The following is a 23,103-nucleotide window of genomic DNA, read 5'->3' as shown; positions in this document are numbered from 1 at the left end:
AATCGCCCGGAATGCCGTTCCGTTGCTCGCACCGGCAAAAACGACATCAACGCCGAGGAACTACCGCCTGAGCTGGGGAAACTCCCTCCGCCCCCAACCGGAGCGCACGCTCCACCCTGGAGATCGCCGCCTCGCCTCGGCCAGCAGGATGATCGCGACGTAGCAGGCCGCCGCCGGCAGCAGCCGGGGCGACCGGAGCAGAACGTGCCGGAGCCAGGACCAGGAACTCGGACCGGGCACCGGGTCGACCGGCAGTCCGTACTCCGGTGGGGCCGACCGGACGAAGCGCCAGAACTCCGCGTTACCCTCCCGTGCGCGGGCCACCCGGCGGATGAGATCCCCGGTGCGGCGCGGGGCGCGTACGCGCACCACCGCCTCGATCTCCACCTTCTCGTCCGCGCCGACCACCGCGTCGAGGAACATGTCGTCGGCGGTGATCTCGGGGATCCGATCGAAGCGGGACCTCGCCTCGGCGGAGAGCGCGATGACCCCGCGCCCGAAGAGGCGGTTGCGAAACACCGGCAGTCTGGCGTTCATCGCGTAGTAGGCGCGGACGGGCCAAGCGCTCCCCGAGGTGTCGACCAGTGGCCGGGGCACCGCCGCGACGACCCCGGGCCGACTGACGGTGGCGGCAAGCTGGCGCAACACTTCGGCCGTGACGGGCACATCAGCGTCCACGTAAATGAGAACGTCGCCTTTCGATGCCTGGCCGGCGGCGTTCATTGCGGCAGCCTTGGACGGCGTGGGAATTTCCAAAACGCGTACACCATAAGAACGGGCGACCGCGGCAGTATCGTCGGTGCATCCGTTTGCGGCGACGACAACCTCCATATCCGCGCCGAATTGCGGGGATTCAAGGAGGCGCCGCAGGACGCCACCGATCCCGGCCGCTTCATTGAACGCGGGCATGATGACGCTGATTCGCACGCATCGATGCTGCCAGCCCGGAGGCGAATCAACAACCGGTCGAATGGCCGAGGGCTGTCTCCCGCGGAAGCCCACAGATGCTGCCCGTTTGATGCCTTGTCTGCGCCCCCAACGTCGGTAGATTACTCTCCCATGCGCTCCTATGTGCACGGTTCTCGGGTCGGCAGCCGGGTCAGCGTCTACGGGGTCGACTTCGACCCACTGCATGAGAAAGACGTGATTCAGCATGTCGTCACCGAACTTGCCGCAGGCCGGGGCGGACAGATCGTAACCCCCAATGTGGACATCCTTCGACTTACTCGCCGAGATCGGGAATCACGGGCGCATGTCGAATCAGCGAACCTTGTCGTGGCCGACGGCAAACCGCTGGTCTGGGCCAGCCACCTTGCCGGACGGCCACTACCGGCCCGAGTCGCGGGCTCGGACCTGATCTGGAGCCTGTCGGCCGCACTGGCGGAGCAGGACCGCTCGGTCTATCTGATGGGCGGCGCGCCGAGCACCCCGAGCCGCGCGGAGCAGGTCATGCGGTCCCGCATCCCGCGGCTGCGGATCGCCGGGCACCTCAGCCCGCCGTTCGGCTTCGACACCCAACCGGAGCAGCTCGAGAAGGTCTGCGCCACAGTGGCCGCGGCTCAACCGGATCTGGTGTTCGTCGGGCTCGGCTTTCCCAAACAGGAACGCGTGATCGCCCGGCTCCGCCCCCTGCTGCCCCGTTCCTGGTTCCTGGGCTGCGGCGCGGCCATCGGGTTCGTGGCAGGCGTGCACCGACGGGCTCCGCGGTGGATGCAGCTGTCCGGGCTCGAGTGGACACATCGCCTGGCCAGCGAGCCGGCCCGGCTGATGCGCCGGTACCTCGTACACGACCTTCCGTTCGCGCTGGAACTGCTGGCGGTGAGTGCCCGACAGCGGCTTCACCTCGGGCCGGAAGCCCCCGAGGACCGAGGCGCGGGTGGGCCGGACGAGCCGGTCCAGGCCGGAGGGCCGCATTGAGCCGGCTCGACGTCTCGGTCGTCATCGTCTCGTACAACACGCGCGAGCTGACCCTGCGCTGCCTGCGGGAACTCACCGACAGCCGCACCGAGGACGTCCGGTTCGACATCACCGTCGTCGACAACGCCTCGCACGACGACTCCGCCGAGGCGATCGCCGAGTGCTTCCCCGAGGTGCGGCTGATCCGACTGGCCGAGAACGTCGGCTGGGGCCGTGGTGTCAACCGGGGCGCGGTCGCCAGCGACGGGGAGTATCTCCTGCTGCTCAACCCGGACACCGTCCCGGTCGGACGCCCGGTCACCGACCTGCTCACCTTCGCTCGGCGTCAGCCCGAGCACCGCATCTACACCGGGCGGACGTTGCACGCCAACGGCACGGACGACGGATATTCCTGCTGGGGCCTGCCGAGCCTGTGGAGCCACTTCACCTTCGCCACCGGCCTGTCGACGGTCTTCTCCCGCTACCACTGGGCCAACCCCGAGGGCCTGCCTCGCTACGACCGACAGTCGGTGCGTGAGGTACCGGCGGTCTCCGGCTGCCTCATGCTCATCGAGCGTGACCTGTTCTGCGAGCTTGGCGGCTTCGACCCGCAGTTCTTCCTGTACAGCGACGACATCGACCTGGCGGCCCGCGCCGCCGCTCTCGGCGCTCGACCGATCCTCAACCCGGACGCCACCGTGATCCATGTCGGTGGCGCCTCGTCGAGTTCGGAGGGGCAGCGGATGAAGATCCTCCGGGGCAAGGCCACCTACGTCCGCCGACACTGGTCACCGCCACGGGCCCGGCTCGGCATCGGGCTGCTGGCCGCCGGTGTCGGGCTGCGGGCCGTCGGCACGACACTGCTCACCTCGAAGCGGTCCCGTAGCGTCGACTGGGTTTCCATCTGGCGGCAACGCCACGTATGGTCCGCCGGGTGGCCGCAGATCGACGAGCCCCGGCCGCCGCAGGACCCCGACCTTGTGGCACCGCAGCCGACGGTGCCACCTCCGCCGGTCGACCGACCCGCGACCCACGCCGCAGACCCAGCGGCAGACCGGGCCGGCGCAGTAAGCCGACCCGGCGGCTGACGGGCATTCATTCAACCGCGGCGGCGGTTGCGCTTGGACAACTCCGTCACTCCGGCGTCGAACGCCATTCGAATAACCGTCTCGCACTTCTGCAGCGGCTGCCGCCAACGCCCGTGGAATTCCTTTCGGGATAACCGCGGCGATGACGCACTTGCGGCTCGACCGGTCTACTCTGCCAGCTCGATGTCCGGTGATTTCACCGAGAGTCATATTGTTGACAATAAGCCGAGGGCGGGTCATCGCGGGCGGCTCAGCACCGTGAAGGTGAATCGAGCGGTGACGCGTTCGACAAGCGACACGGCAACCCCGCATGATGCCGTTTGCATATCACATATCCGATGTGCCGGCGACCCGACGATCGTCGGTCAGTGTCGTCGGGAACCTGCCCCATGGCCGCCTCGTAGGACTTGCCGGGGGAATATTCGAGCGCCCGCTGTTTCGCGCCCAGTGAGGTCGGTGAGACGGAACCTGAGTGCGTAGAGCTTCACGGATACGTGTCCTCCGCTCTGCTGATGGCGTCGATGACGCCGGAGTTGCCTCGGTCAGATGCCCCGGCCACGCCTGTGCAGCGTGCGCAGCACCGTGTCGGCACTGAGCACCCTCCCGGCCACCGCGAGCGCGAGGTACGCGCGCGGCTCGCGCGGGTTGCGTCGGAGGGCGTACCGAGCCCAGCGCATCGCCGCCCGCCGGTCGCCGGAGGCGGCGTTGGCGAAGGCGATCTGTCCCGAGACCCGCGCCGCGCCGGCTGGTTGGGTCCCGAACTCGGGGTAGCGCTCCAAGAGCCACTGCAACGCCTCGGAGATGGTGTCCCAGCGCTGCGCGAAATAGGACCGTCTGTGCCAGCGCACCAGCACGTACGGTGTGCACAGGTTGACCAGCGGCGCACTGCGCGCCGCGCGGAGCAGGAAATCGTAGTCCTCCGCGTAGCTGCCGGGGATCTCCTCGTCGACCAGGCCGAACCCGGCGCGCAGCGCGGCGGCGCGGATCAGGAACGTGGACGGGTGCAGCTCGGGCATCCTGTCCCGCAGCAGGTCGGCGAGGGTGACCGAGTCCCGCGTCAACACCCGGTCGTGGGTCTTCCCGCCGTAGCTGACCCGAATACCACAGCTGATCACCTCCGCGTCGGGGGCGGCGGCGAGCGCCTCGATCTGGGCCCGCAGCTTGCCGGGCAGCCACTCGTCGTCGTCGTCGCAGAATGCGACGAACTCCCCGACGGCGGCGAGGACCCCGGAGTTGCGCGCCCCCGCCAGGCCCGGGGTCCGCTGATTGGGGATCACTCGGACCTGGCGGTCCCGCCGAGACAGCCGCGTCAGCGATAGATCCACCTCCGACCGGTCGTGGACCACCACCACCTCGACCGGGCCGGAGTAGTCCTGGTCGAGGATGGCCCGCACCGCGGCCCGGAGCAGTTCCGGACGGTCCCGGGTGGGCACGACCGTGCTCACGCTAGGGTGTCCGGTCATCGCCGCGCCCCGTGCCGGCCCGTCAGCAGCCACGACCACCATCTCGCGCGCTGCCGCTGTCCGGCCGACGCGGCCACCAACTCCTCCACGATCCGCCCGACCTGCTCGACCGCCGCCCGGCGTGCCTCGGACGCGTCCGGGTCCGCGGTGACGGTGAACCGGAACGGGTCGGCGAGCCCTTCGGTGAGCGCCTCCATCACCGCCTCGCGGGTCTCGGCCAGCGCCACCATGCCGGCTGCGCCCAAGCGACGGGCGAAGAGCTGCTGGTGGTCGTCGACGTGCTCGCCTCGGGCCGGGTCACGGGGGGTGACGATCGGCAGATGGCCCTGCCGGCGTGCCTCCAGAATGGTGGCGGGCCCGGCGTGGCAGACCACCAGGTCGGCCTCGGCCATCGCGGTCTGGAGTTCGCCGTGACCGAGGAAGGTCACCGCCCCGGGGATGGCGGGCGCCCGGGTGTGTCCGTGCTGGATCGTCAACCCGACGTCGTCGACGGCGCGGTGCCAGTCCTCCAGCCAGCGGATCAGGCGGTCGAACGGGTGCGTGTCGGTGCCGACGGCGACCAGCACCCGGGCCCGGGCGAGGTCACCGCAGCGACGCGGTCGGAACAGCCCGGTGCTGGTTGCCGGTCGGGATCGACCCGCCGCGACCCGGTGCGCGGGAACGTTGCCGAGGCTCTCAGCACTCACAACAGGGGCCCCACGACGGTGGCCTCCGGGTACTGCCGCCGCTGCTCATCCCACTGCACGAGCATCGCGGACAGGAACGGCCGACAGAGTCGGGCTGTCACGGTCGCCGTGTCGATGCGGTCGTACACCTCGATGTAGACGGTGGGGACGCGCCAGAGCCAGGCCAGCAGCACGAACGGAACGGCCACTCCGGCTCCGGTGGTGACCACCGCGGCGACCCGGCGCGACCGCAGCACCCGCCAGGCGAGGACGGTGTTGCGCATCAGATTCGGCACGTCGCGGGTCGTCGGATGGTATGCCGGGACCATTTCCTCACCGGCGAGCTGCGAGACCGCCTCGGGTGTGTCGAAGGTGATCCAACAACGCCGCCAGGTCTCGTACCACGGACGCAGAGCGAGCAGTTGGGCCAGATGGCCGCCACTGGAGCCCACCAGGAGCAGGACCCCACGACCGTCGGCATCCTCGATTGTCGTGTCCACGCGACTCCCCACAAGTGCTTGGATTTTCGTCGGCAGCCCCGCAACAGCAGATCACACGTCCCCAGTCGGTGAATAGAGCGACCGAGTCAACACGATCACTCACATCAATGATCCCCATGGCGTGGAATCGCTTTCATCGTCCGAACTCGATGGTGACCAAGACATTGGTGATCTCGAATGATCAGGCGGCGCGTCGATTCTCGATGACGTCCAGCAGGGCCGGATGCAGCGCGGCGTTCCAGCCCGCGCCGGCGTCGGCCAGCCGCCAGACACGCAACCACATCTCCAGCAGGTAGGCGTCCGCCACCAACCGTCGGGCGGCCGGCCCGAGCCCCAGCTCCGCGCCGTACCGGTCCAGGTGGGTGTCGACGGCCAGGGCCGCCGCGGCGGCTGGCGCGTCCCGGAGTACCAGGGCCCGTTGGAACGCGTCGTGGGCCAGATCGAAGCCGAGCGGAACGCTCGGCCCACTGTGTTCCCAGTCCCAGGCCACGAGGCGGCCAGCGTGCACACCCAGGTTCCAGGGCACCCAGTCGCCGTGCCAGTGCCCGAACTCCACGGCCGTGCCACCGTGCCGGCGCACCAACGCGGCGACGGCGGCGACCGCCCGGCCGCCATCCGGTGCGCTGGCGGCGGCACGCTCCGCCTCGACGGTGAGCCGGACCAGGAACGGCGACCCGGCCAACTGTCGCGGTGGCTCCGCAGGGCCGCCCCGACGGGCGACCGCCAACAGCGCGGCGATTCGCGGGGGTGCGCCGACCGCCACCCCCCGCACGGCCGGCGGCAGCGGTTCGACAAGCGCGACCGTCTGCCCGCCGACGGCCGTCTCGGCGAGCAGTCGGGGCGCCGCCGGGTGGTCCGGCGCTCGGGTCGCCGTAGCCAGGCCACGCAGGGCCGCCGCCTCGGCCGTCACGAGTGCCCGGGTGGCGCCGTTCCAGCCGATCTTCGCGTACCCGAGGGCGCGACCGTCGGGCGCGAACAGTTGCAGGGTCGGCTTGTGGTTCGGGTCCGGCGAGCGAACCCCGCAGGCCGCGTAGACGGCCGACCCACCGAGCGCGGCGCCCAGCCGCCCGGTCAGCAGCACCTCGTCGGCCGCGACCTCGTCGGGTAGCGACACGGTGAGCCGGGGGAACGGTGCCAGGTCGATCGCGCCCACCCGGGCCAGCGCGCCCAGCGCGGCCCGCAACGCCCGCACTCGCCACGGGCGCAACGCGTTGTACGCCAGCAGCGAGGCGGCCGTGACGCGCGGCGCGTCGAGCGGCAGCAGGAACCGTGCCCGGGCCAGCGACGGAACGACCGCGTACCGGGCGACGGGGCGGTGCCCGGGCGGCGGTGGACCGCTCACTGTGAGTGCGATGCGCTCATCGCCGAACACCGCCCGGGTGACCCAGCCCAGTCCGTCGCCGCGAGCACGAGGGTCGCTGGAGACGGTGGCCCGCGCCGTCACGGTGCCCGTTCCGGCCAGTCGAGATCCAACCCCAGCCGCTGCCGCAGGGCCTCGTTGTGAGGTCGGTAGTGCTCGATCAGCTCCGCTCGAACCCCCGGATCCAGCGGGGCCGAGCGGCGCTCGTTGTAGACCTTGAAGGTGGGCAGGTCGTGCGCGGGCAACCCCAGAAAGTCCAGGGTCCTGCGGTAGGCGCCGCGGGCGTCGCGGTAGAGGTCCTCGCTGGGGAGGAACAGGATCCGCTCGCGCTGGAACCGGTCCAGCCACGGCTCCAGGTGCTCCAGGTAGCGCCCCCGAGCACGGTAGGTGTACCAGTCGTAGGGCTCGCTGAAGGAATCCGGCTCGACGATCAGTCGCTCCCGTTCCCCCGCTGTCCGCTCCTCCTCGGCGGCCAGCGCGGCGGCGAAGTCCAGCGGCTCGACGCCGTGCGTCCGCCGTTCCTTCCAGTGCGAGTACGCCCGCTCCACCGGGTCCCTCAGCAGCACGATCAGCCGCACCGTGGGCATCAGCGCGGCGACCCGCTGCGCGGCGAGCGGGTGGAACATGTAGAGCGGAGCGGCCTCACCAACCCGTACCGGGCCGCCGTGGCGCCCCTGCAGCGTCGCCCGCTGCCGGGACGTCGGGAAGTGCGAGCGGTACCAGGCCTCGCCCCGGTGCCAGTTCTCCTCGAAGTAGTGCGAGGCCTTGGTGTTCCAGGCGGGGAAGAGGCGCGGCACCAGCGGGTGCTGGATCAGGTAGTTCCACAGTGAGGTGGTGCCGCCCCGCTTGGTGCCGATGATGAGAAAGTCCGGCAACGACCGCCGATCACTGGTCCGTACGCCGTAGTCGACCAGAGCGTCCTTCACCCGGTCGGTCAGCTGGCTCGGCACGATCTGCTTCACCCGGTCGCGAACGGACGACACGACTCTCACCTGCCCTTCGAGGACGTCGAGCTGGCACCGGCAGCAGCCGATGCCGCATCGACGTCGCCACGGAGTTGCCGCATGGTCACCCGGACGAACCGTCGCACGTCGGGCACCGTCCCCACACCCACGCACCCGGCGGCCAGCACGCTCAACGCCACCACCAGGCCGGGGATCCCCCGGCCACCCGCGAGCACGCCGGCCAGGGCCGCGGCCCCCACCCCGGCGACCACCCCGGCCGCCGCGCGCACCAGCGCCGCGTCGACCAGCGGCTGACCCAGCACCGCCCGAGCGCAGCCGAACGCGGTCAGGTTCTCGGTGGCGATGCCGGCCGCCCAGGCGACGGCCGCGCCGGTCACGCCGTACCCCGGGATCAGCCACAGCCCGAGGGAGACGGTGACCAGCAGCCCGATCACCGTCGCGGTCAGGTGTAGCCCGCTGCGCCCGCCCATCAGCAGCAGGCTCTGCACGTTTCCCACACCGGTGTTGACCAGCATGGCCAGGGCGAGCACCGTCATGGCGGTGGCGCCGACGGTGAACTCGGGCCCGAAGAGCTCAAGGAACCCCAGCCCGAACACCGCGAGCAGCAGGTAGACCGGCCACGACAGCACCAGCGCCCAGATGGTCAGGTGCCGGTGCACCGCCGCGGCGGCGGCCCGTTCGCCGCGCCCCAGCAGCCGGGACAACTGCGGCGACACCGCGACCCGCAGCCCCTGCATGGCCAACTGTCCGGCCAGGATGTAGCGACCGACCGCGCCGAAGACGCCAGCGTCGGCCTGCCCGGCGAGCACCGAGGTGAGCAGGACGCCCACCCAGACGGCGCCGGCGTCGATCGCGGCGGACGCGGCACGGGGCAACGCGAACCTCCAGAACGCCGACCAGTCGGCCCGCTCGGGTCGCAGCGCCACACCCCGGCCGACGCCGAGCGGACCCGTCACCAGCCCCAGGCAGACACCGACGGCGAGCGCCGCCGGAACCAGCCAACCGGTCAGACCGAGCAGCACTCCGCCACCGGCAACGGCGGCCACACCGACAAGCACCGGTCGGGCGAGCGGCACCAGGACGGACTGCACGCCGACGTACGCCCGAATCGGACGGACGCAGCGCACCACGGCGAGCAGGAGTGTCATCGCCACCACCAGCGGCACCGCCGCGAAGCTGGTCGCGATCAGGGGCGTACCGCCAGCGCCCGCGCCCAGCAGGCGGGGCCCGAGCGCGTCCGCCGCGAAGACCCCGACGAGGCCGACCACGACCGCGACCGCCAGCGGCGGCAGAAGGGCCACCGGGAGCACCCGGGCGGCGTCGCCGCGCCCGCCGAGACGTCGGCGAGGCAGCATCCAGATGAGGCCGGTCTCCGCACCCAGGGTGCAGACAGCGGCGGTGACCGTGACGATGCCGACCGCGGTGAAGAACACCCCGGAGCCGACCGTGCCGTAACCGCGGGTGATGACGACCACCAGCAGGAAGCCGAGCAGACCGTTGGCGGCGGCTCCGGCCAGACCCGCGACACCCGTACGGACGCTGCGCCGGGCCGCGGTCGTGGCGTCGACCCAGGGCTCGTCGTGGCCGGATTCGACGGCCGGGTGGGTGCCGGCCGTCATCCCGCACCGGCCCATCGCGGGCGCAAGGGAGGTGCCCGGTCAGCCCACCGGTGGCTTGCTTCCCGCTCGGCGAGCGCCATCGCGACGGCGACCCCGAAGAAGGCGATCGTGATGGTGGGGTCGGCCATGCCGTAGAACGGAACCTGCACCAGGCAGATCACCGGGACCACCGCCAGCCACTGCCCGGGCGCCGAGCGGGCCCGCGCGCTCCTCAACGCGACGATCACCAGCCAGGCGAGGAAGCAGAGCAACGCCGGTATGCCGTGGCTGAACAGCACCATCCAGAGCTGCCCCTGGGTGCCGACGGGCACCTCAGCCGTGACCGTGTCCACGCTGACGGGCGCACCGTAACCGAGCCATGGTGAATCCCCGATCCGGCGGATGACCTCCAGGTAGAGGGAGAGTCGGTCGGTGTTCGTGTCGCTCGACTCGACCCGATTGTTGATCAACTCGGCGACCGGGATCAGCAGAGCGGCGAGCCCTCCGATGGCCAGGACCCCGACGACGGAGGCGCCCACCCGGACGTTTCCCCGCAGCACGGCCCGCACGCCGAGCACGCCCAGGCCGACGCCGAGACTCACGAACATGACCCGGTTCAAGGTGAGGAAGGTCGGCGCCAGCGACAACGGCAGCGACACGAGCAGCGCCCAACGGAGGAATCCACGGCGGCGCAGCATGGTGTACGCCACGACGCAGGGCAACGTCATCGCGTACGCGCTGCCGTAGTTGTTGGTGTACGGGAACGGCGCCGCCGGACGGTAGATCGGGTTGAGCGACAGTTCGCTGTACTCGGTGGCGCTGATGTGGACCAGATCCTGCACGTACGGGTGGCTGGCCAGACCGGCGGGGAGCAGCATCTCCGTCGGGGTGGTCAGCGCGAAGCGCGGCGCCAGCACACCGAGCCAGCCCAGCAGGACCAGGCCGAACCAGAACGCGCAGATCGGCACGAGCGCCGCCGCGGGGTCGGCTCGCTCCCTGACACACACGTACACGTACCCGCCAACCACGAGAGCGGTGACGTAGTAGCCCAGCCGCAGACCGAAGGGGAGCAGCGAAACTGGCGAGGACAGTTGGGTGGCGCTGAGGAGCACCAGGGCCAGGAACAGCAGCCAGACGCCGGTGGCCGGCGGCAGCGGCACCCGCCCCCGGACGATCAGCAACGCCAGCAGCACCGCGCCGCACAGCGGCCAGATCAGGTAGAACGCGCCGGCCAACCACCACAGCGGGACCAGACCGAACATGATCAGGAGCGGCCAACGGGGCAGCCGCGGTGGCAGCGGCGCCGCGCTGGCCGACGGACCCTCCCCCTCCGGCTCGCTGACCGCCAGGGCGAGGGTGACAGCCATCGTCAGCCCCGTCCGCTGCCGGTGAGCACGAAACCCAACGGGGTGACGCCAGCCGCACGAAGCCGCTCCGCGAGCCGGCGCAGGTCGCTGTGGCGGGTCCTGTCCTGTTCGACAACGATGACTGCGGTGCCCTGGCGGGCCACCGCGACGCCACGCTCGTCGGCCTCGGAGGGTGGCGCGTTGAAGAGCACGACCCCGGTGGTGACGCGCTGCCGCCAGGTGCCTAAACGCACTCCGCCGGCGCCCACGGGCACCTCGTCGGTGTTGTTCCCGCCCGTACCCATGCCGTTCGCTGTCGTGTTCAGACTCGGTCGCGGCAGGGTCAGGGTGACGTCCGGGTCCTTCGACGGACGGCTGCCGACCGGGTAGGGAGACGGACGGCGGGTGGGAACCTGGCCGATGACCCCCGTGCCGCTGACCGCATCGGCGCCCCGGGGTTTCGGGACGAGCGGACGGGCCGGGCTGACCGCTGCGGGCAGGTGTTCCCGGTCCGCCAGCACCGCCGCACGCAACCTGTCCAGGCGGCCGCTGTCGTCGGCCACATAGACGTCGTGGCCGGTCGCGGCGAGCGCGACCGCCAGCGAGGCGGTGATGGCGCTCGGGTCCTCGCGCGTGGTCAGCAACGCCACCCGGGCCGGCTCGCGAACCCGCTCGGCGATGGCCATCGCCACATACCGGATGTCGGCGTCCGTCACCTTCCGTCGGCCGCCGGACAGTTGGCCGCCGAACAACCCGCCGCTGGACAACCCGCCGCCGGACAGCCGGCCACGCACGGTGCCGAGCAGCGGCAGGCCGGTGACGTCACGTCCGTCGTGGACCGATCGGACCCGGCGATCCGCGGACTCCAAGGCGAACGCCAGCACCACGCCCAGCAGTGCGCCGCCGAGAAGCCCGGCCAGCACGGAGAGCAGGATGTGCCGGCCGGAGGAGACCAGAGCACGTTCCGCGCTCTGCGTGATCCACCCCGGATTGACATCGACCGCCGCAATCTCCGTCCGCGCCGACCTCAACTGGGTGAGCTGATTGTTGGTTCCGCCCAATTCGGCGATGGCGGCGTCGAGCGAACCATCCCGCGCGCTCACGATTCGCCGCTGCAGAATCTGCCGCTGCCTGTCCACCTCCACGATGCTCTCGTCGTAGCGCTTCAACATCTCGGCTCGCTGCTTCTCGTACATCGTCCGCCGTACGTCGAGGTAGGTCTGCGCGGCGAGGTTGACGTTGCGTACGGCGTCGTCGGCCGATCGACCGGTGTACGAGAAGCGGAGGATCTGCCCACCGGTAGGCACCTCCACGTCGAGAGCGTCGCGCACCTCGCGCTGGTCCCCACCCTCGGCCGCGAGCCGTTGCACGACCTCGGTCCCGGTGGCGATGCCGCTCTCCACGTTCATGTTCACCGCCCGGTCGGCGGCGGCGCCGCTGGGGGTGAACGCGTCGGTGACGACCGGGCGTACCGCCACCACGGCGCTCGCGGTGACCGCGCTGGGCATGAGGATGACGTACCCGAGGACGGCGAGGAGACCGACGGCGGCGACCGCCCCCACCAGCCGGATCCGGTGCGCCGGGACGCGGAGCAGGTCCGTCAAGGTGAGCGTTCGGGCCGACGTGCCCCCACCGCCGAGTGCGTCGGCGGACCAGAAGCCGGGAGGTGCATCAGCCATGGAACCTCACCGTCTGTCGTGAGTTGCCTGGACGGGTCGACACCTGCGACAGGCGTGACACATCCCCTCGGGACGCTTCGGGGCCGCCGTTCCGGTCCGCCGCCGACCCGATCGTCATCTGTCGATTTTCGGTGACGGTGGGGGCCGCTGTCACTGCACGGAGAAGAAGATCCGGGGCGTGGACCAGGTCAGTGCCCCGCTCGCCGGTGCGATCACCGTGCTGGCCGCGCCGTTGACCGCCAGGTCGGCCGTGGGATCAAACGGCACGCTGCGCAACGTGCCGTCGCTACCGCCGTACACGATCCGGCCGCCGACCCAGGCCATGCCGCGCACCGAGGACCAGGTGACACCCGTGGTCTGCAGGCCGAACTCGGTGGCGCCGAGGTAGTTGCCGTCGATCTCGAAGTAGCGGTAGTAGAGCGCGTTGGCACCGCTGCGGGTGTAGTACAACCGTCCGCCGAGGTAGAACGCCCCGGTCATGCCCGCGGCGTTGAACCAGTCGTTGAATTCGGACGACTCCCAGGGGACGCCGATGGCACCGCCGTTGAACATCGAGACGTCGATCCGGCTGCCGGTGGGGGCACCGGCCACGGTGTGCGCCCAGTAGATGCGGTCGCTCACCCGCCAGGTCGCACCGGCACTCGTGTAGTTGGGTTGGCTGACCGTGGTGGGGGCACCGACACTCACACCGTTGAACGACGCCTTGGCCAGTTGGCCCTCGCCGGTGCCGAGGTAGAGGTTGCCGGTGGTCGCGGTCGGTGGCGTCTTCGGGACCACGGTGCGACCGCCGTCGAGCGGGAACATGCCGAGCCGGCCGTGGTACTCGCTGCCCATTCCGTCGGAGTTGTGCCCGAAGTAGAGCCCGTCGCTACCTCGCCAGAGCACGGGGACCTGCGAACCCCAGGTGCTCGTGCCGGCCGGCATGGACGCGCTGCCGCGACGGCCGGGATTCCAGGCCACCGGCAGGCCGGTCGCCGGAGTGACGGCGGCGATGCCGAGTCGGTCGATCGCGCCGTCGCCCGCCGCGTCGGTGGCGTTCGGGTTGTTCAGCCAGCGGAAGTGCCCGCCGAGGTAGATGACATTGTCGGCCACCTCGACGGAGGTGATGGTGTCGTTGCCGGTGTAGTCGACCCAGGTGCCGAGCTGACCCCCACCCCGGTTCGCGGTCTCGAAGCGGATCAGCGCGTCGCAGTACGCCGCCGGCCAACCGGCACCGCCGTTGGTGCCAACGACGAACCAACTGCCGTCCGCGCCGAACTTCACATCCTGGACGTAGTGCACGAAGGTCTCGGGCGCCGCGCACGGCGCGACGAACTTCTCGGTGCTCCAATCCAGCAGCGTCGGTGTGCCCGAGAGATCGATCATCGCCATCTGGTTCCGGGGCAGTCCGTTCACGAGGGTGAAGTTGCCGGCGGCGATCATGGTCTGCCCGTTCGGCGTGACATCGATCGTCCAGCCGTAGGAGCCGGTGCCGTGCCTCCCGACCGTGGCGTTGATGGTGAACGTCGGGTCGATCGCACCGGTGGTGGCATTGAGTCGACCCAGCCCGGAGTGCGCGGCGCCGTTCAACCAGTTGAAAGCGCCCGCGACGTAGAGCCAGTTGCCGCGCAGCACCATGTCCCGGATCATGCCGCCGTCCGAACGACCGACCCAACTGGCGATGGTCGCCCCGGTTGTCGGGTCCAGGGCGACCAGGTTCTTCCGGGAGACGCCGTTGACGGTCTTGAACCCGCCGCCCACGATGAGCGTGCCGTTCGGGCCGGCGAGCAGGGTGTTGACCGGGCCGTCGAGGGCCGGCAGGAACGTGGTCGAAATGGTTCCGCTGGACCGGTCGTACGCGAACAGGTAACTCTGGTTGACCCAGGCCGCGGCGGCGGTCTGCCGAATCTGGGTGAAGCTGCCTCCCACATACACCCGCGAGCCGAGCTGCGCGAAGGCGCGGGTCTCGCCATCGCGGCCGTGCGGGGTGTGGTCAGCGGGATTGATCGACACCAGGTTCGCCGTCTCGGGAGCCGGCACCACGGCGGCCGAGGTGGCGGAGGGTGCCGTCAACACTGCGGCCAGAATCACCAGACTGACTGCCGCCGAGCGGAGACGGAATCTTGCGGATCGCCGAGAGAGCGGAACTTCGGGCACGCTGCGCCTCCAAGTTGGACGAGAACCTGCGTAGCGTGCCCTGCCGATCACGCTTGGCGATATCCGCCGATTGGACGGTCGCTAGCTCAACGTGACGACGGCGCTCCGTTTCGCTGTCGGGTGTCAGACACCTCGTGCACCCATGGCTGAGCGGCGAGGCAGCAGGGGTCAGGCGGTGGTCGTGAGCCCGACGGGTGCCGCGTTCGCGGACCGTACGGGTGGACGCACCCGCCCCTCGGCGACGAGAACCGTCAGCACCAGCACGCCGAGCAGCAGAGCGCCGAAGATCCAGCCACCGACCACGTCCGTGAGCCAGTGCTTCTCGGCGTAGATGCGGGTGTAACCCTCCACGCAGGCCAGCACGCCCAGCGCGGTCGCGATGGCGATTCGACCGCGTCGCGGGACGTTCCAGGTCAGCCCCGCCAACACGGCGATGGTGCCGAAGGTGAGCATGACGCGGGCGCAGCCGCCAGAGGGATAGGTGCCGACGTCGGTGGGCGGGTGCCCCCGATTCACGGTCAGCGCCAGGATCTGCTGGATGTACTGCTCGAGAACGAACTGCGACGGCATCACGAGCAGCGGGATCCACCAGCGACGGCGTCGCCAGGCGATGGCGAGGCCGACCGCCGCGACCACCGTCACCCACGTGAGCGGGTACCGGTCCCCGATCGTCGTGACGAACGAGTTGACGTCGGCCCACCCGGCGACCCGGCGGGCGTGCACGTAGTCGAAGACCGGGTGATCGACGGACGGCTCCAGTCTGGACAGCACCTCGCCGAGGGGCCAGCAGACCGTCACCACCGCCGCCGACCCGGCAAGCAGGACGACGAGAGCGGCACCGTTTCGGCCGACAGCCTCGGTGAGCCCGGCCACCGCGACGCGTAGCCGGTCCGCCGCTCGGCTCTCCAGTGCGGCCGGAGCCCACCGGGTCGCCACCACGGGGATCAGGACGGCCGGCACCAGCACCGACGCTGCCCCCAGGACATAGATCAGCACCATCGCCGTCGGCCCTCCTCCACCGTCGCAGTGAACGTCAGCGGCTGCCTCCGGTGGGCTGCCGCAGGTACGGGTCCTGTCCGGCCCGAGCAAAGCCCGCCACCGCCGAGGCGTCGTGGTTCATCGCCGGTCTTTACCGGCGAGCTGCCAGCAGGGCTTCCCGCATCGCCTCGACCGGCGCGACCACGCCGGTGAACTGCTCGAACTGCCCGACCGCCTGCGCCAACAGCAGGTCCACACCGGACACCACCCGCAGGCCGGCCGCGGCGGCGGAGGCGGCCAGCGGCGTGGGCCACGGGTCGTAGAGCGCGTCGAAGAGGACCGCGCCCGTCCGCCAGGCCACCGCGCCGGCCAGCGGATCGGCAACTCCCTTCGGCACGGTGGAGACGACCACGTCGGCGGCGGCGAGGGGCCGGGGCGCGTCGGCCCAGTCGGCGCGAGTCAGCACCACACCCAGCGCGTCCGCCACCGGACGCAGCTCCTCGACCGCCTCCGGGCGTCGGGCCACCACCGTCACCGACGAGCAGGCCAGCTGCGCGGCGGCGGCCAGCGCCGCGCGGGCCGTGCCACCGGCACCGAGCACCGTCACCGCGGCGCCGGCAGTCACGCCGGCCTCGGTGAGCACCTGCACCATGCCACCGACATCGGTGTTGTCCGCGTACCACGAGCCGTCCGGTCGGCGTACCAACGTGTTGGCCGCGCCGACGGCGGCGGCGACCGGCGACGCGGCGTCGGCCACGGCGAGTGCCGCCTCCTTGCCTGGCATGGTCACCGACAACCCGGCCCACTCCGGGCCCAGGCCGGCGACCAGATCCGGCAGCTCCGCCGCCGCGCACTCGATCCGGGTGTACGACCACCCGGTCAGCCCGGCGGCGACGTAACCGGCGGTGTGGATCACCGGGGAGAGGGAGTGCGCGATCGGTTTGCCCAGCACCGCGGCCCGCCGTCGGAGCGCCATCAGATGATCCCGGCCTCCTTGGCCTTGTTCTCATTGCGCTTGTGCTGCTCGTACGTCTCGGCGAACGCGGAGTGGCCCTTGTCGTCGATCGCCACGAAGTAGAGCCACTTACCCGGCGGCGTGTCCATCGCCCCTTCCAGGGCCTCCTTGCCGGGGTTGTTGATCGGGGTGGGGATCATGCCCGGCAGCTTGCGGTTGTACGGGTTCTTCGGGTCGTCCAGCTCGGCCGCCGTCATCTGCTTGGACGACTTGGTCGGCTTGCCGATCGACTCCAGGTAGTAGTTGACAGTGACGTCCATCTCCAGGCAGTTGCACGGGAACTCACCGTACGCCCGGTTGTAGGCCACCCGGGCGACCTTGCCCAGGTCGTCCTTGTTGCCCGCCTCGGCCTGAGCCAGCGAGGCCACGATCAGCGCCTCGTACGGGCTGACCTTGCGCTCCTCCTGCACCCGGTCGGCGAACTTCATCTCACCGGTCACCGAGAGGAAGCGGGTCACCATCAGCTTGAGGATGCTCTCGGCGGTGGCCTTCGGCGGGATCTCGTAGGTGTCCGGGAAGAGGAAACCCTCGACGGACTTGACGACCTTCTTGCCGTCGTCGCGCTTGAACCACCAGTCCGGGACGCCGAGCGCCTCCGGGTCCTTAGCGGCGGCCTGGAAGTCCTTCACCGGGATCTTGGTCTTCTCGGAGAGCAGCTTGTAGATGTTGAAGCTGGTGCGGCCCTCGGGGATGGTCAGCCCGTTGACGATCTTGTTCTTCAGGTCGAGCATCGCGGTGACGGCGCTCGCGCCGCTCATCTGCTTGCGCAGCTTGTACGTGCCCGGCTGGATGTTCTTGCTGCGCGAGTTGGCCTCGGCCGCCTCGATGAAAGCCTTCTGGCTCTTCACCACGTCAGCCGCCACCAGGGCGTCGGCCATGTCGGCGAGCAGCGCACCGTTCTTGATCTCGACGGTGATCTCACCGGCCCCGCTGCCGTCGTAGTCGGGGGTGACGAAGTAGTTCTGGATGCGGTCGAAGCCGTAGAACGCGCCGCCGCCGATGCCGCCCAACAGGAGAAGAGCCATCAGCAGAGCCAGGACCGTCTTGCCCCGGCCGCCGCCCGATCCGCCCTTGCGCTTGCGGAAGCCGCGCCGGTGCCGACCCTTCTCCCCCCGCTCCGCCTCATCGAACCCAAGGTCCAGATCGTCGATCATTACGTCCGCCTCCGCTGCGCGTCCAGCCAGCTCTGCAGGATCTCCACCGCGGCCGCCTGATCGACAACCGCACGTTGACGTTTACCTCGGACGCCACGCTCGGCAAGCCTACGAGAAGCGACCACGGTCGACATCCTCTCGTCAGTGAGCGTTACCGGGACGGGCGCTATCACATCGACCAGTCGGTCAGCGTACGCCTTCACATGGACAGCCGCAGGGCCGTGCTTACCAGCGAGATTGACCGGAAGGCCGACGACAACCCCGACGGCCTCGTGCTCGGCCACCAACGCGGCCAGCTCGGCGAGGTCGCTCGGCACCGCGTCCGGCGCCGCCGTGAGATCGCGGGCCAGGGTGACCAGCGGCGTTGCCAAGATCCCGTCCGGATCCGAGCGGGAGACACCCACCCGCACCTGACCGACATCCACACCGATCCGCACACCGCGCGTCAGCTCAGCCACCGCGGGTCACCACCGACCCGGCGTGAACCAGGGCGGACCACATGGCCCGCCCTGACACACAGTGATGATCCATCACGCCTCAGTGATCGCCTTCTCGACGGTGAGCAGCAGATTCGGCGCCTCGGCCGCGGGCAGACCGCCGCCCTGAGCCAGGTCGGGGCTGCCACCGCCGCGCCCGGAGAACGCCGCCTTCACCAGGTCCGACGCGGCCAGGCCCCGGCTCCGCGCCGCCGCGTTGACCGCCACCACCAGGGACGCCTTACCGTTCGACCGGGCCGCCACCGCGACCACCGCCGGCCGCGCCGGGTCGATCTTGCCGCGGATCTCCTGGGCCAGGGTGCGCACGTCGTTCCCGGCCGCGCCCTCCGGTGCCTCGGTGCCCACGTACGCGACGCCGCGCACGTCCTTGGCCTGGGCCGCCAGCGCCGACGCGCCCCCCAGCACCAGCTGCGCGCGCAGCTTCTCCAGCTCCTTCTCCGCGTCGCGGAGCTGGGTGACGGTCTGCTCCACCCGGTCGGCGACCTGATCGTTGGGTACCCGGTACAGCTCGGCCAGCCGGGAGACCAGCAGGTGCTCCTTGGCCAGGAAGCCGAAGGCGTCCATGCCGACCAGCGCCTCGACCCGGCGTACACCGGAGCCGATCGACGACTCGGAGAGGATCTTCACGAGGCCGAGCTGGGCCGAGCGGGCCACGTGCGTGCCGCCGCACAACTCCCGGGCGTAGTCACCCACCTCGACGACCCGCACCTCCTCGCCGTACTTCTCACCGAAGAGCGCCATCGCGCCGATCCGCCGCGCCTCCTCCAACGAGGTGATGAAGGCGTGCACCTCCAGGTCGGCCAGGAGCACCTCGTTGACCTGCTGCTCCACGTCACGCAGGACGCTCGGCGACACCCCGGTCGGGGTGTTGAAGTCGAACCGGAGCCGACCGGGGGCGTTCAGCGACCCGGCCTGCGTGGCCGACTCACCGAGGAAGTTCCGCATGGTCTGGTGCACCAGGTGGGTGGCGGTGTGCGAGCGGGAGATCGCCCGACGCCGGGTCGTGTCGATCTCGGCGAAGCCGGCCTCACCGGCGCGTACCTCGCCCCGGATCACCCGGGCGCGGTGCACGATCAGGCCGGGCACCGGCTGCTGCACGTCGAGCACCTCGACCTGCCCGCCACCAACCGTGATCATGCCCTGGTCGGGCTGCTGGCCACCGCCCTCGGCGTAGAACGGGGTGGTGTCCAGCACCAGCTCGATGGTGTCGCCCTCGGTCGCCGCCTGGCGCGGGCCGTCGGCGCCGAGCAGCGCCCGCACCGTCGACTCGCGGGACACCTCGCTGTACCCGGTGAACGTCACCGGCCCACCCGCGTCGAGCACCGACCGGTACGCCGACAGGTCGACGTGCCCCGTCTTGCGGGCCTGCGCGTCCGCCTTCGCCCGGGTCCGCTGGTCGGCCATCAGCCGCCGGAAACCCTCGTCGTCGACGGTGAGGCCCTGCTCGGCGGCGATCTCCAGGGTCAGATCGATCGGGAAGCCGTACGTGTCGTGCAGCTGGAACGCCTTCGCCCCGGACAGCGCCGTGCCACCCGCCGTGCGAGTCTCCGCGATCGCGGTGTCCAGGATCGTCGTCCCCGCCCGCAGGGTGGACAGGAACGCCTCCTCCTCCGCGTACGCGTAGTCCGCGATCCGGTCGAAGTCGGTCGCCAGCTCCGGGTACGACGGCGCCATGCAGTCCCGGGCCACCGGCAACAGCTCGGGCAGCGCCCGATCCTGCCAGCCCAGCAGCCGGATCGACCGGATCGCCCGACGCATGATCCGGCGCAGCACGTACCCGCGACCCTCGTTGGACGGGGTCACCCCGTCGCCGATCAGCATCAGCGCGGTCCGCACGTGGTCGGCGATCACCCGCAGCCGCACGTCGTCCGGGTGCGACTCGCTGGCCACGTGACCCGAATGCGCGCCGTAGCGCTTGCCGGTCAGCTCGGCCGCCCGGGTCAGGATCGGCCGGACCTCGTCGATCTCGTAGAGGTTGTCGACACCCTGCAGGATCGAGGCCATCCGCTCCAGGCCCATGCCGGTGTCGATGTTCTTCGCCGGCAGGTCACCCAGGATTGGGTAGTCCTCCTTGCTGGTGCCCGGACCCCGCTCGAACTGCATGAACACGAGGTTCCAGAACTCCATGTAGCGGTCCTCGTCGACCGCCGGACCGCCCTCCCGGCCGTACTCCGGGCCCCGGTCGTAGAACAGCTCGGAGCACGGACCGCACGGCCCGGGAATCCCCATCGACCAGAAGTTGTCCGCCTTGCCCCGACGCACGATCCGCTCGGCGGGCACCCCCACCGACCGCCAGATCTCGTACGCCTCGTCGTCGTCCAGGTAGACCGTCGGCCAGATGCGCTCCGGGTCCAGCCCGAACCCACCGTCGGCCTGCGACCTGGTGACCAGATCCCACGCGAGCGGGATCGCGCCGTCCTTGAAGTAGTCGCCGAAGGAGAAGTTGCCGTTCATCTGGAAGAACGTGCCGTGCCGGCTGGTCTTGCCGACCTCGTCGATGTCCGGGGTGCGCAGACACTTCTGCACGCTGACCGCCCGCTGGTACGGCGGAGTCTGCTGACCCAGGAAGTACGGGACGAACTGCACCATACCGGCGTTGACGAACAGCAGGTTCGGGTCGCTGATGGCGGGCAGCGGAGCGGACGGCACCACGGTGTGGCCATTCGCCTCGAAGTGCGCGAGGTACCGCCGCTTGATCTCCGCCGTCTTCATCGCTGGTGTTCCTCCGGAAAGATTTCTCGATCGCCGATTCGCGGGTCTTCCCGCAGGTCGGCGAACTGATCGTCGAACGCCTCACCGTGGGCGAACGCATGGTGGATCTCCTGCTCGCGTTCGGCCATCCCGACTCGGACGTCCTCCACGAAACTACGCAGCGACTCGACGAGCCCGCCAGCGGATTCCGTCAGCGAGCTGGCGATGCCCGCCGGCGTGTACGCCTGCGCGGTCCGGGTCGCCTTACGGACCACGATCACACCGACGGCCACCCCGATGCCGAGCCAGAACAAGCGCCTCATGTCTCGCTACCTCCTGGTGCGCCGGCCGGTCAGCTGTTGGCGCGACGCGCGGCGCGTCGCTGCTGCTTGATGGTGTCGCGTACCTCGCGCTCGGTCTCGGCGTGCCGGCGACCGGCGGCGGCCTTCCGCACGCCGTAGCCGAACGCGGCCACCTTGACCAGGGGGTTGGCGGCCGCGGCGGAGACCACGGTGGCCAGGTTGGCGATGTTGGCGGTGACGTTCTGCGCGTGGCTGGTCATGGTGTCGACCTTGGCCAGCTGGAGGTTCACCCCGTCGAGCGAGGTCTGCACCTGTTCCAGCGCGGTGTTGACGTTCTTCACCGTGGTGTTCACGTCGCCGAGCAGCGGTGCGGTCCGATCGTTGAGGTCGTTGATCATGCGGGTGGTGGCGTCAACCGTGTGCCGCAGCCGCAGGATGGGCAGCATCAGGATGAGCACCAGCACCGCGAACGCGGATGCCGCGATCAGTGCCGCGATCGCTCCAATGTCGCCCATGCCTGTCCTCCTCAAACAGAATTCCGCAGGACCCGACGTCCTGGGAACGCACAACGATGGCCCCCGTGCCGGCCGCCGAGCCGTCGGCGGTCACCGGAAGCGGGCGTGCCGCCAGCCCCAGACCCTACCGTCCGTGATGGAGACCGGCTCAGGACGGTGAGGGGGTCAGCTCTCCCAACGGGTCCGCACTGACCGTGGGGAACGGATCCTCACCGGTCAGTGACGGGTCGGTGGTCGGCTGCGGCCTCGTCCGCTCGTCGTCGATCGCATTGCGCACCTTTACCGACACCAACGAGCCGGTGCACTCGGTCGCAGCGGCCGACGGGTCGGCGGACGGCACGGCCGGCTCGCCGTCCACCGGCGGCGGCACACAGGTCGGCTCGCGCACCCACAGGTCGAGGGTCAACTCGTCGCGACGCCAGCAGGTGTAGCTGCCCTTCGTCTGCTGCTCCGGGCAGCGGCTCACCTTCCACGGCCGCCACCCGTCCTGGCGCAGCGCGTCCTCGTAGACCTTCGCCGTCTCCTCGGGCGCCCTCTCCGAGGTCACGGTGCGCTCACGCAGCCGGCAATCGAGCAGGCACCACCGGCTGCCGCTGACGTCGTCGACCGTCTTCGCGGCCGCCCAGCCGGGCACGCCGAGCTGGTCCAGGTTGTCGAAGACCGGGTCCCGGCTCAGCGTCCGGATGCCGAAGAAGAGCGGCACCGCGCCGAGCAGCACGATGCTGACCAGCGCCAACACCGCCGCGCGCAGGCGACGTCGTTCCCGGGTCTGCCGGCGTTCCTCGGACCGGGCACCCGGCGCGGCATCGTCGTCCGGCGTGCCCTGCCCGGCAGCGCGCAGCGCCGGCCCGTCGGAGGGCTCCGGTGCCGGCCGGTCGACCGGGCCGGACGCGGAGGGCACCACGGCGGCGACGCGGGCCACGCCGACGGGCTCGCCGGCCCGTCCGGGCGGCGGCACGGGCGCGACACCGCTCGGCTCGGCGCGACCGGACTCACGATGCGGGGGCAGGGCACGTCCGGCGGCACGGTCGGCCGGCGCGGGTCGCCCGGCCGGCGGGGCACCACGGGCCGGCCCGGCCGGCCCCGGTTCACCGGTCGTCCGGTTATCGGTGGACGGCGGCCCGCCCGGTGGGCGGACAGCGGCGCGAGCCGGACCGTCCGGACGCGAACGTGGCGGACCATCCACCCCCGGCGGCGGCACCGCCGCACGGGCCGGACCGTCCGGACGGGTCGCGTCCCGGGGTGCCGCCTCGGC

General features: G+C 70.7%; 20 protein-coding genes. 2 read left to right on the top strand and 18 right to left on the bottom strand.

The annotated features are described in order from the left end of the window. Positions 1 to 60: 60 nt before the first annotated feature. Positions 61 to 1,134, bottom strand: coding sequence for a glycosyltransferase (locus ABZU52_RS12995; RefSeq protein ID WP_354971244.1), 1,074 nt, complete (start codon positions 1,132 to 1,134; stop codon positions 61 to 63). On the opposite strand from ABZU52_RS12995, the gene ABZU52_RS12990 reads away from it, so the two are divergent. Both ABZU52_RS12990 and ABZU52_RS12985 read left to right on the top strand, forming a co-directional pair. Next, positions 1,060 to 1,917 carry a WecB/TagA/CpsF family glycosyltransferase gene (locus ABZU52_RS12990; RefSeq protein WP_354971243.1) on the top strand — a complete coding sequence of 286 codons (858 nt, stop codon included), beginning with the start codon at positions 1,060 to 1,062 and terminating at the stop codon, positions 1,915 to 1,917. The genes ABZU52_RS12995 and ABZU52_RS12990 overlap by 75 nt on opposite strands. Further along, entirely contained in the window at positions 1,914 to 2,984 is a 1,071-nt protein-coding gene (locus ABZU52_RS12985) for a glycosyltransferase family 2 protein (RefSeq protein WP_354971242.1), read from the top strand. The genes ABZU52_RS12990 and ABZU52_RS12985 overlap by 4 nt, the downstream gene beginning before the upstream one ends. 542 nt (positions 2,985 to 3,526) lie before the next feature. Here ABZU52_RS12985 and ABZU52_RS12980 read toward each other — a convergent pair. From ABZU52_RS12980 to ABZU52_RS12900, 17 genes are all read right to left on the bottom strand, one after another. Continuing rightward, a complete protein-coding gene (locus ABZU52_RS12980; RefSeq protein WP_354971241.1) occupies positions 3,527 to 4,447 on the bottom strand; it encodes a glycosyltransferase family A protein in 921 nt (306 codons plus the stop codon). Continuing rightward, positions 4,444 to 5,055, bottom strand: coding sequence for a glycosyltransferase (locus ABZU52_RS12975; protein ID WP_354971281.1), 612 nt, complete (start codon positions 5,053 to 5,055; stop codon positions 4,444 to 4,446). Before ABZU52_RS12975 ends, ABZU52_RS12980 begins: the two co-directional genes overlap by 4 nt. 74 nt (positions 5,056 to 5,129) lie before the next feature. Further along, the gene (locus tag ABZU52_RS12970; RefSeq protein ID WP_354971240.1) at positions 5,130 to 5,612 is read right to left on the bottom strand and encodes a UDP-N-acetylglucosamine--LPS N-acetylglucosamine transferase; all 483 of its coding nucleotides are present in this window, start codon (positions 5,610 to 5,612) and stop codon (positions 5,130 to 5,132) included. A gap of 181 nt (positions 5,613 to 5,793) precedes the next feature. Beyond that, positions 5,794 to 7,056, bottom strand: a complete 1,263-nt coding sequence (locus ABZU52_RS12965; RefSeq protein WP_354971239.1) for a hypothetical protein — start codon at positions 7,054 to 7,056, stop codon at positions 5,794 to 5,796. After that, complete coding sequence (locus tag ABZU52_RS12960; protein ID WP_354971238.1) at positions 7,053 to 7,955, bottom strand: sulfotransferase domain-containing protein; 903 nt, start codon at positions 7,953 to 7,955, stop codon at positions 7,053 to 7,055. Before ABZU52_RS12960 ends, ABZU52_RS12965 begins: the two co-directional genes overlap by 4 nt. A gap of 5 nt (positions 7,956 to 7,960) precedes the next feature. After that, entirely contained in the window at positions 7,961 to 9,556 is a 1,596-nt protein-coding gene (locus tag ABZU52_RS12955; RefSeq protein ID WP_354971237.1) for a lipopolysaccharide biosynthesis protein, read from the bottom strand. After that, positions 9,553 to 10,902, bottom strand: coding sequence for an O-antigen ligase domain-containing protein (locus ABZU52_RS12950; protein WP_354971236.1), 1,350 nt, complete (start codon positions 10,900 to 10,902; stop codon positions 9,553 to 9,555). The genes ABZU52_RS12955 and ABZU52_RS12950 overlap by 4 nt, the downstream gene beginning before the upstream one ends. A gap of 2 nt (positions 10,903 to 10,904) precedes the next feature. After that, a complete protein-coding gene (locus ABZU52_RS12945; RefSeq protein WP_354971235.1) occupies positions 10,905 to 12,560 on the bottom strand; it encodes a lipopolysaccharide biosynthesis protein in 1,656 nt (551 codons plus the stop codon). A gap of 150 nt (positions 12,561 to 12,710) precedes the next feature. Next, complete coding sequence (locus tag ABZU52_RS12940; RefSeq protein WP_354971280.1) at positions 12,711 to 14,624, bottom strand: hypothetical protein; 1,914 nt, start codon at positions 14,622 to 14,624, stop codon at positions 12,711 to 12,713. A gap of 240 nt (positions 14,625 to 14,864) precedes the next feature. After that, positions 14,865 to 15,695: a phosphatase PAP2 family protein gene (locus tag ABZU52_RS12935; RefSeq protein ID WP_354971234.1), complete on the bottom strand. Its 831-nt coding sequence runs from the start codon at positions 15,693 to 15,695 to the stop codon at positions 14,865 to 14,867. 130 nt (positions 15,696 to 15,825) lie between these two features. Continuing rightward, positions 15,826 to 16,650 (bottom strand): shikimate dehydrogenase, encoded by an 825-nt coding sequence (locus ABZU52_RS12930; RefSeq protein ID WP_354971233.1) that lies wholly within the window; start codon positions 16,648 to 16,650, stop codon positions 15,826 to 15,828. Further along, positions 16,650 to 17,843 carry an endolytic transglycosylase MltG gene (gene mltG, locus ABZU52_RS12925; RefSeq protein ID WP_354971232.1) on the bottom strand — a complete coding sequence of 398 codons (1,194 nt, stop codon included), beginning with the start codon at positions 17,841 to 17,843 and terminating at the stop codon, positions 16,650 to 16,652. The genes ABZU52_RS12930 and mltG overlap by 1 nt, the downstream gene beginning before the upstream one ends. Continuing rightward, positions 17,843 to 18,301 (bottom strand): Holliday junction resolvase RuvX, encoded by a 459-nt coding sequence (gene ruvX / locus ABZU52_RS12920; protein ID WP_112677948.1) that lies wholly within the window; start codon positions 18,299 to 18,301, stop codon positions 17,843 to 17,845. Before ruvX ends, mltG begins: the two co-directional genes overlap by 1 nt. Positions 18,302 to 18,373: 72 nt before the next feature. Next, entirely contained in the window at positions 18,374 to 21,052 is a 2,679-nt protein-coding gene (gene alaS, locus ABZU52_RS12915; RefSeq protein ID WP_354971231.1) for an alanine--tRNA ligase, read from the bottom strand. Further along, the gene (locus ABZU52_RS12910) at positions 21,049 to 21,354 is read right to left on the bottom strand and encodes a hypothetical protein (protein ID WP_354971230.1); all 306 of its coding nucleotides are present in this window, start codon (positions 21,352 to 21,354) and stop codon (positions 21,049 to 21,051) included. Before ABZU52_RS12910 ends, alaS begins: the two co-directional genes overlap by 4 nt. A gap of 29 nt (positions 21,355 to 21,383) precedes the next feature. Continuing rightward, positions 21,384 to 21,848 carry a DUF948 domain-containing protein gene (locus ABZU52_RS12905; protein WP_354971229.1) on the bottom strand — a complete coding sequence of 155 codons (465 nt, stop codon included), beginning with the start codon at positions 21,846 to 21,848 and terminating at the stop codon, positions 21,384 to 21,386. 148 nt (positions 21,849 to 21,996) lie between these two features. Then, positions 21,997 to 22,689: a hypothetical protein gene (locus tag ABZU52_RS12900; protein WP_354971279.1), complete on the bottom strand. Its 693-nt coding sequence runs from the start codon at positions 22,687 to 22,689 to the stop codon at positions 21,997 to 21,999. Positions 22,690 to 23,103 lie beyond the last annotated feature (414 nt).

This window comes from Micromonospora sp. NPDC005220 (assembly GCF_040607895.1).
In the GTDB taxonomy this organism is placed as follows: domain Bacteria; phylum Actinomycetota; class Actinomycetes; order Mycobacteriales; family Micromonosporaceae; genus Micromonospora.
Note: the sequence above shows the minus strand (reverse complement) of the source record. Positions and strands in the feature narration are given on the sequence as shown.